Source organism: Rossellomorea aquimaris, assembly GCF_003315075.1.
In the GTDB taxonomy this organism is placed as follows: Bacteria; Bacillota; Bacilli; order Bacillales; family Bacillaceae_B; genus Rossellomorea; species Rossellomorea aquimaris_C.
This window is the reverse complement of the sequence record NZ_QNRJ01000008.1, coordinates 155,352-162,100: the sequence shown is the minus strand read 5'-3', so window position 1 is coordinate 162,100 and position 6,749 is coordinate 155,352. Positions and strand designations below refer to the sequence as shown.

Below are 6,749 nucleotides of genomic sequence, written 5' to 3'. Positions count from 1 at the left end.
TGCGGAAGTACGGTCGTGCCGAGACCCCGTTCGGCTAAGCTGAGGAGGCTCGGCCGAACGCTAGCTGCAAGCGAAGCAGTTCCCCTCACCATCCAACTCACACTAATTGACAGAGCCCAGCAGACTTTATGTTAATAAACAACAACCTTTGTGAAAAGAGCTTCTTATATAATGTTAGTTTGATGCAATTGGATTCGTTTCGGTTTGTTCTTTTTCGATGGTCCAGCCGGTAAATCCATATAGAATGGTTATGACGGGCGAAATGAGACAAAAGATAGCGAACGGTAAATACTCTATCGTGGCGACTCCTAATACATCAGTTAAGAATATACCACATACACTCCATGGCACTAACGGGTTAATGACCGTTCCAGCATCCTCCAACGTACGTGATAAGTTCTTGGGATGTAACCCGAGCTTCTTATATTGAGATTGAAAGGCTTCTCCCGTTAATAGGATGGACAGATACTGTTCCCCTACAACGAGGTTTATACCAATGGCCGATAGAGCCGTTGAAAGAATCGTTCTTCTTCCTGATTGAAGGATCGTTGAAACTTTATTAAGCAACACAGGAATAATACCAAGCTTAAACAATAATCCACCGAGACTTAAAGAGAGAATGACAAGGGAAATCGTAAACATCATGCTGTTCACTCCTCCTCTTGTTAAAAGTGAGTCGATGGATTCCACCCCTGTTTTGGATTCAAATCCTGAAAATAATACCTGAAACAGTTCATTCAGCTTCAAGGACCCATGTAAGAACGAAAGGCCGATTGAGACAACTATATTGATCGCAAGTGTCAATAGTGCAGGGGTCTTAAATACGATGAGAACAATGAGTAATAATACAGGAACGAGACTGTACCAATGAATCAGACCTGTTTGATCCAATCCATCCTGTAACGATTTCAGCTGTGTTAAATTGACATCACTTGTTTCCGGTGATAAAAGCCCAAAAACGATGAGTGTAATGATGAATGCAGGGACAGTTGTCCAGGCCATATTGCGGATATGAGTAAATAAATCTACCTTCACAATAGAAGAAGCCAGGTTCGTTGTGTCTGATAATGGCGACATCTTATCTCCAAAAAAAGCTCCTGAAACAATCGCTCCCGCTGTGATACTCATGGACAGTCCCATCGCCTCACCAATTCCGATAAGTGCCACACCTATGGTCGCCGCCGTCGTCAATGAACTACCAATGACAATGCCGCTCAAGGATGTAAGCAAAAACGCAATCGCATAAAAATAATGGGGTGATACAAATTCAAACCCGTAAAACATCAAAGTGGGAATGGTTCCACTGAGTAACCAACTGCTCACAAGAAGACCAATGAAGAAGAAGAGTAAAATAGCTCCTAAGCCACCTTGGGCCCCAACGATCATTCCCTGTTCAATCTCTTTGAATTTTACCTTGCGACTAAGCCCATACACCATTAAAAAGAAGAGTGATAGGATAATGGGAATGTGAGGGACTGATTCGAGCCCAATAATACTGCCACTGATAATCCCCAGTACAGCGAGCAATATCACTGATGCTTCTATAACCTTTGGTTTGTTTACGCTTTGAATGTTTAACATAGTAACACTTCCTTCTCTAAGGTGAAATTGATGAATGGGAATAGAAAGAACAACAAAAAGAACTCTCCATCCCGAATAGGGACGAAGAGTTCTCCGCGTTACCACCCTAATTGGAATAAACCTATTGTCATACATTCCCACTATTCACTCACTACTATTCAAGAATAGTTGACAATTTGTTTATTCCCACTTCATAAAGGTTTGTCCCTGGATAAAGCCTCATCTACTTAGAGGATTTATAAGCAATGTAATTCAGAAATAATGGACCTAGGCTTACACCTGCCGCCTAGTCTCTGATTGCTGTCTACCTATTTCCTACTTCGTTGCTCAAGACAAAGATATGTGATTGAACCGTTAAAAGTTTGAAAGGGCATCAGCCTCTTTCACTCTTAAACGCTTTTAAGCTTTTATGCACTAAAGTAATTATAGTAGTATTTTATCCATCGTGTTGAAATATGTCAATGATTTTATTAAAAAAATGACCTCCTTTGTAAGAAGAGAGGTCATTTCAGCTATACAAATTGAGATTGTGCAAATGGTTCTTTTGCTTCAGGATCAGGCTTTCCTATGAAGTAGCCTTGTGCATAATGAACACCGATTTTTTTACAGAATAGCAATTCTTCTTCCCTCTCGATACCTTCTGCTAATACATGGATGTTCAACTCAGTTGCAATCTGGATGACCTTATGTAAGAACTCCTGGTTTTCCGGGACACTATCACAGTGATTGATAAAAGAACGGTCAATTTTCACATAGTCAGGCTTAAGGAGAGTCAGCATTTCGACCGTGGCAAATCCGGATCCAACATCATCAAGCGCCACTTTCATCCCTTCACGCTTATATACATCAAGTACCGATCTTAGATGTTCCACATCCTCAATTTTCTCTGTCTCCACCACTTCGAATACAAGATCTTCAGGATTCACCCCGACCTCGTTTACGATTTTAAAGGTATGACGCAAACAAAATTCCGGATTATAAATCGTGGAAGGAAGGAAGTTAATGAAACTTTTAATGCCAGGATTCACCTGACCCTCCCGGCATTCGATTGCCGATTTCCTTGCTTTCTGGTCTAACATGGAGTGAAAGCCTGTGACGGCAGCAACTTCAAATAATGCTCCTGGATTTATCTTTTTGGAATGATCCTCTGCACGCAAGAGAGATTCATAACCAAAGAGACTGTAATCTCTTAAATCAATGATTGGTTGAAGATGACTGGTGAATTTACCATCCTGAATCATCTCTACCATCTCTCTATGCTTCATTAATAGCATGAATTTGCCTACTTCCATCACCGATCCGGGCTGATTGATACAATTAATGCTGCACGTCCATCCATCCTCTTCCAATAACTTCTCTACTCTAACAAGCTTTTCATATAGTACATTCAGATTTTCATACAGAAAAACATATGTACCATCTTCTAATTGGGAAGCATATCCCTCCAACGGTACAGAATCATTTTGAGCATTATGTAAAAAAAAGTACCCTGTATCATGATACTCCATGGTTACAGCACAATTTGCACAAGCGATGTTCATTTTTTCAACTCTCCCCCTTATTTATGAAAATATCCCCTATATGTATATACTAAGACTATTCACCTATATAATACTACTAATATACATTTATTCCAGGATAAATTCACTTGATAATGGTAAAAAGTTCAATTGGTTCCAGGTGACACCCTCCATTCCACCTACCAAAAAACACCCCTCCAAGTCCAGTCCTTGAGGGGTGTCCACTACCTTTACATCAAACTATATAATCGAATATCCGGATTTTTATCATTGAACCATCTCATGGCAAAATCATTTTCAAACAAGAAGACCAGGTTGTCATGACGGTCTTTTACCAGCATGCTTCGAGAGCTTGACATTGTTTCTTTCACATCTTCTTCGTTTTCAATCCATCTTGCTATTTTTGATCCAATCGGTTCCATTTTCACATCAACATTGTACTCATTTTTCATTCTGTGCTCAAATACTTCAAACTGAAGCTGTCCGACTGCACCAAGGATGATATCTTCCGTACGGGTCTTATAATATTGGATGGCCCCTTCTTGAACCAGTTGAAGAATCCCTTTTTGAAAGTGCTTCTGCTTCATCACATTCTTAGCTGTAACACGAACAAAAAGTTCAGGTGTAAATTGAGGGAGCTTTTCATATTGGAAGCCTTGCTTTCCTTGAACAAGCGTATCACCGATTTGATACGTACCCGTGTCATAAACCCCGATAATATCCCCACTCACAGCTTCATTTACAGTGCTTCGATCGTCGGCAAGAAATTGTGTAGACTGAGCAAGCTTAATGGATTTACCTGTGCGGGCAAGATTAACCGTCATCCCTCTCTCGAATTGTCCTGAACAGATGCGGACAAAAGCAATCCGGTCACGATGAGCGGGATTCATATTGGCTTGGATCTTGAACACGAAACCAGAAAATTCCTCTGCCGTCGGCTCAATTTCACCAGCGTCAGAATTCCTTGGCTGAGGAGATGGTGCAAATTGTAAATACGTTTCAAGAAACGTTTGAACACCAAAATTCGTCAATGCACTACCGAAGAAAACAGGGGAAAGCTCTCCATTCGCTATTCGCTCACGTGAAAACTGGTTTCCTGCTTCGTTCAGAAGCAACACATCTTGAAGGGTTTGATCATAAAGATTGCTTTCCTTAAGAGGGTGTGCGCCCTCAATTTCCCCTTCATCGTTTAAGGGAATAAAACGATCTTCATCCTCCACGCGGAATTGCTCAATTCGATTATTGAAGCGATCATAGATGCCTAAGAATTCTTTCCCCATTCCTATCGGCCAATTCATCGGATAAGATTGAATTCCAAGTACTTCTTCAAGCTCTTCCAATAATTCCAGTGGCTCACGTCCTTGACGGTCGAGCTTATTAATGAATGTGAAGATCGGTATGCCTCTCATTCGGCAAACTTTGAAAAGCTTTAAGGTTTGTGTTTCAATCCCTTTCGCTGAATCGATGATCATAACCGCACTATCAACAGCCATCAACGTTCTATAAGTATCTTCAGAGAAGTCCTGGTGCCCAGGTGTATCCAGGATATTCACCCGATAATCATCATAGTCGAAAGCCATCACAGAAGAAGTGACCGAGATCCCTCTCTGCTTCTCAATTTCCATCCAGTCAGATGTAGCGAACTTGCCTGATTTCTTACCTTTTACAGTTCCTGCTGCGCGAATCGCTCCTCCAAAGAGAAGAAGTTGCTCAGTTAATGTTGTTTTCCCGGCATCCGGGTGGGAAATAATAGCGAAAGTCCGTCTTGACTTAACTTCCTGTATAAAGTCTATTTTCATTCATAAAATCCTTTCTCGTCATTCTCACTTTCTCATCATATTCGTTCTAAAGTGACAATGCAACTAAGAATCAACACCTTGGTAAATCAGGCATGTTTCCCGCATCATTTCCTATAGGTAGGAATTTGCATTTTTCACTACCGTGCACTGATTCACCAGAAAAACGGCATTAAGCAGTCTTACATTTCCCTTGTCCATTGAACAATCCGGGAACTTAACGTTTCAGCTGATTCTTTTGATACCCTTTCCTGTAATGACTCCAGTAACTTTGTTTGTATATTATCTTCATCATAGGTAAAAGAATAAGACCATCGAATATCCGGAACGGCAATTAATATGAACTCATCTTTCTTGTTTTCATAGATATATACTTTTTGTTCCAAGCCTTCCAAAAAATTTTTTCTGATCTTCATAATGTGTATCCCCTTTCATGAAAACGCTTTATTGGCGCATACTAAAGACGATGTTGTCCGTACAACTTTACGAAAATCGTGTAATTGTAGGTTGTCAGACGTCTGAAAGAATTGTAAAATAAAAAACCGAAAGCATCAAGTTATAAACTTAAAATTTGAAGAGGTGAAAGAAGTGCAATATTTATGGGGTATCATGGGTATCATTGTCGTTCTGGGAATTGCTTTTGCATTTTCTACGAACAAAAAGAGTATTAATTTCAGAACCGTCCTTGGAGGACTAGCTATACAGTTATTCTTCGCTTTTATCGTGTTGGAAACTTCTTGGGGCCAAAATTCTCTTAAAGGATTGACTCAAGTTGTAAACGCTATTATCAATTATTCAAACGAAGGAATCACCTTCCTTTTTGGTGGTCTTTATACGGAAGAATCCAATATAGCGTTTATCTTTGCGTTTAATGTCCTTCCCGTCGTTATTTTCTTTTCTGCTTTAATTTCAGTCCTTTATTATCTTAAAATCATGCAATTTTTCATCAAAATTTTAGGTGGCGGACTGGCAAAGCTGTTAGGAACAAGAAAGGCCGAGTCACTTTCTGCAGCAGCGAATATTTTCGTCGGACAAACCGAGGCTCCGCTAGTAGTAAGACCTTATCTATCCAGAATGACTGAATCGGAACTTTTCGCAGTCATGACAGGTGGACTGGCTTCTGTTGCCGGTTCCGTATTAGTCGGGTATTCCTTATTAGGTGTTCCTTTGGAGTATTTACTGGCAGCAAGCTTCATGGCTGCTCCTGCTGGACTCGTATTGGCAAAGTTATTTGTACCTGAGACAGATCATACGCCTGAACCAAAAGAGCTTGATATGGAAGCGGATTCTGAGTCGGCAAATGTGATCGATGCCGCTGCTAAAGGTGCCAGCGTCGGGCTTCAATTAGCTTTAAATATCGGTGCAATGCTACTGGCATTTATTGCACTTGTCGCGATGATCAATGGATTGCTTGGCTTGGTAGGCGGCTTGTTCGGTATGGACAGCCTTTCATTAGAGCTTATACTTGGTTATGCCTTTGCTCCACTTGCTTTTGCTATTGGTGTTCCTTGGAGTGAGGCAGTCATCGCCGGAAACTTCATTGGTCAAAAGCTGGTCATCAACGAATTTGTTGCTTATTCCGCGTTTGCTCCTGAAATCGGGAACTTATCGGATAAAGCGGTAGCCATCATCTCCTTCGCTCTTTGTGGATTTGCGAACCTTTCTTCATTAGGTATTTTACTTGGTGGACTTGGTAACCTTGCCCCTGACCGCAGAAGTGATATCGCCCGCTTAGGATTAAAAGCCGTCATTGCCGGTGCACTTGCTTCGTTACTAAGTGCTGCAATTGCTGGTATGTTTGTATAATATGTATGATCCAAAAGAAGCTGTCCTCGGGTGAGGACAGCTTCTT

The 6,749-nt window shown here is 40.9% G+C and carries 5 protein-coding genes; 1 reads left to right on the top strand and 4 read right to left on the bottom strand.

The window, feature by feature from the left end; translation table 11 throughout:
- Window positions 1-174: 174 nt before the first annotated feature.
- The 4 genes from nhaC to DET59_RS12650 all read right to left on the bottom strand — a co-directional run bounded on the left by nhaC (window position 175) and on the right by DET59_RS12650 (window position 5,313).
- The gene (nhaC, locus tag DET59_RS12665) at window positions 175-1,581 is read right to left on the bottom strand and encodes a Na+/H+ antiporter NhaC (RefSeq protein WP_113970015.1); all 1,407 of its coding nucleotides are present in this window, start codon (window positions 1,579-1,581) and stop codon (window positions 175-177) included.
- 512 nt (window positions 1,582-2,093) lie between these two features.
- Complete coding sequence (locus DET59_RS12660; protein ID WP_113970014.1) at window positions 2,094-3,122, bottom strand: EAL domain-containing protein; 1,029 nt, start codon at window positions 3,120-3,122, stop codon at window positions 2,094-2,096.
- A gap of 209 nt (window positions 3,123-3,331) precedes the next feature.
- Complete coding sequence (locus DET59_RS12655; RefSeq protein ID WP_113970013.1) at window positions 3,332-4,900, bottom strand: peptide chain release factor 3; 1,569 nt, start codon at window positions 4,898-4,900, stop codon at window positions 3,332-3,334.
- Window positions 4,901-5,079: 179 nt separating this feature from the next.
- Window positions 5,080-5,313, bottom strand: a complete 234-nt coding sequence (locus DET59_RS12650; protein ID WP_113970012.1) for a YueH family protein — start codon at window positions 5,311-5,313, stop codon at window positions 5,080-5,082.
- Window positions 5,314-5,485: 172 nt separating this feature from the next.
- Here DET59_RS12650 and DET59_RS12645 point away from each other — a divergent pair, with 172 nt between their 5' ends.
- Window positions 5,486-6,703: a NupC/NupG family nucleoside CNT transporter gene (locus DET59_RS12645; protein ID WP_113970011.1), complete on the top strand. Its 1,218-nt coding sequence runs from the start codon at window positions 5,486-5,488 to the stop codon at window positions 6,701-6,703.
- Window positions 6,704-6,749: the final 46 nt, after the last annotated feature.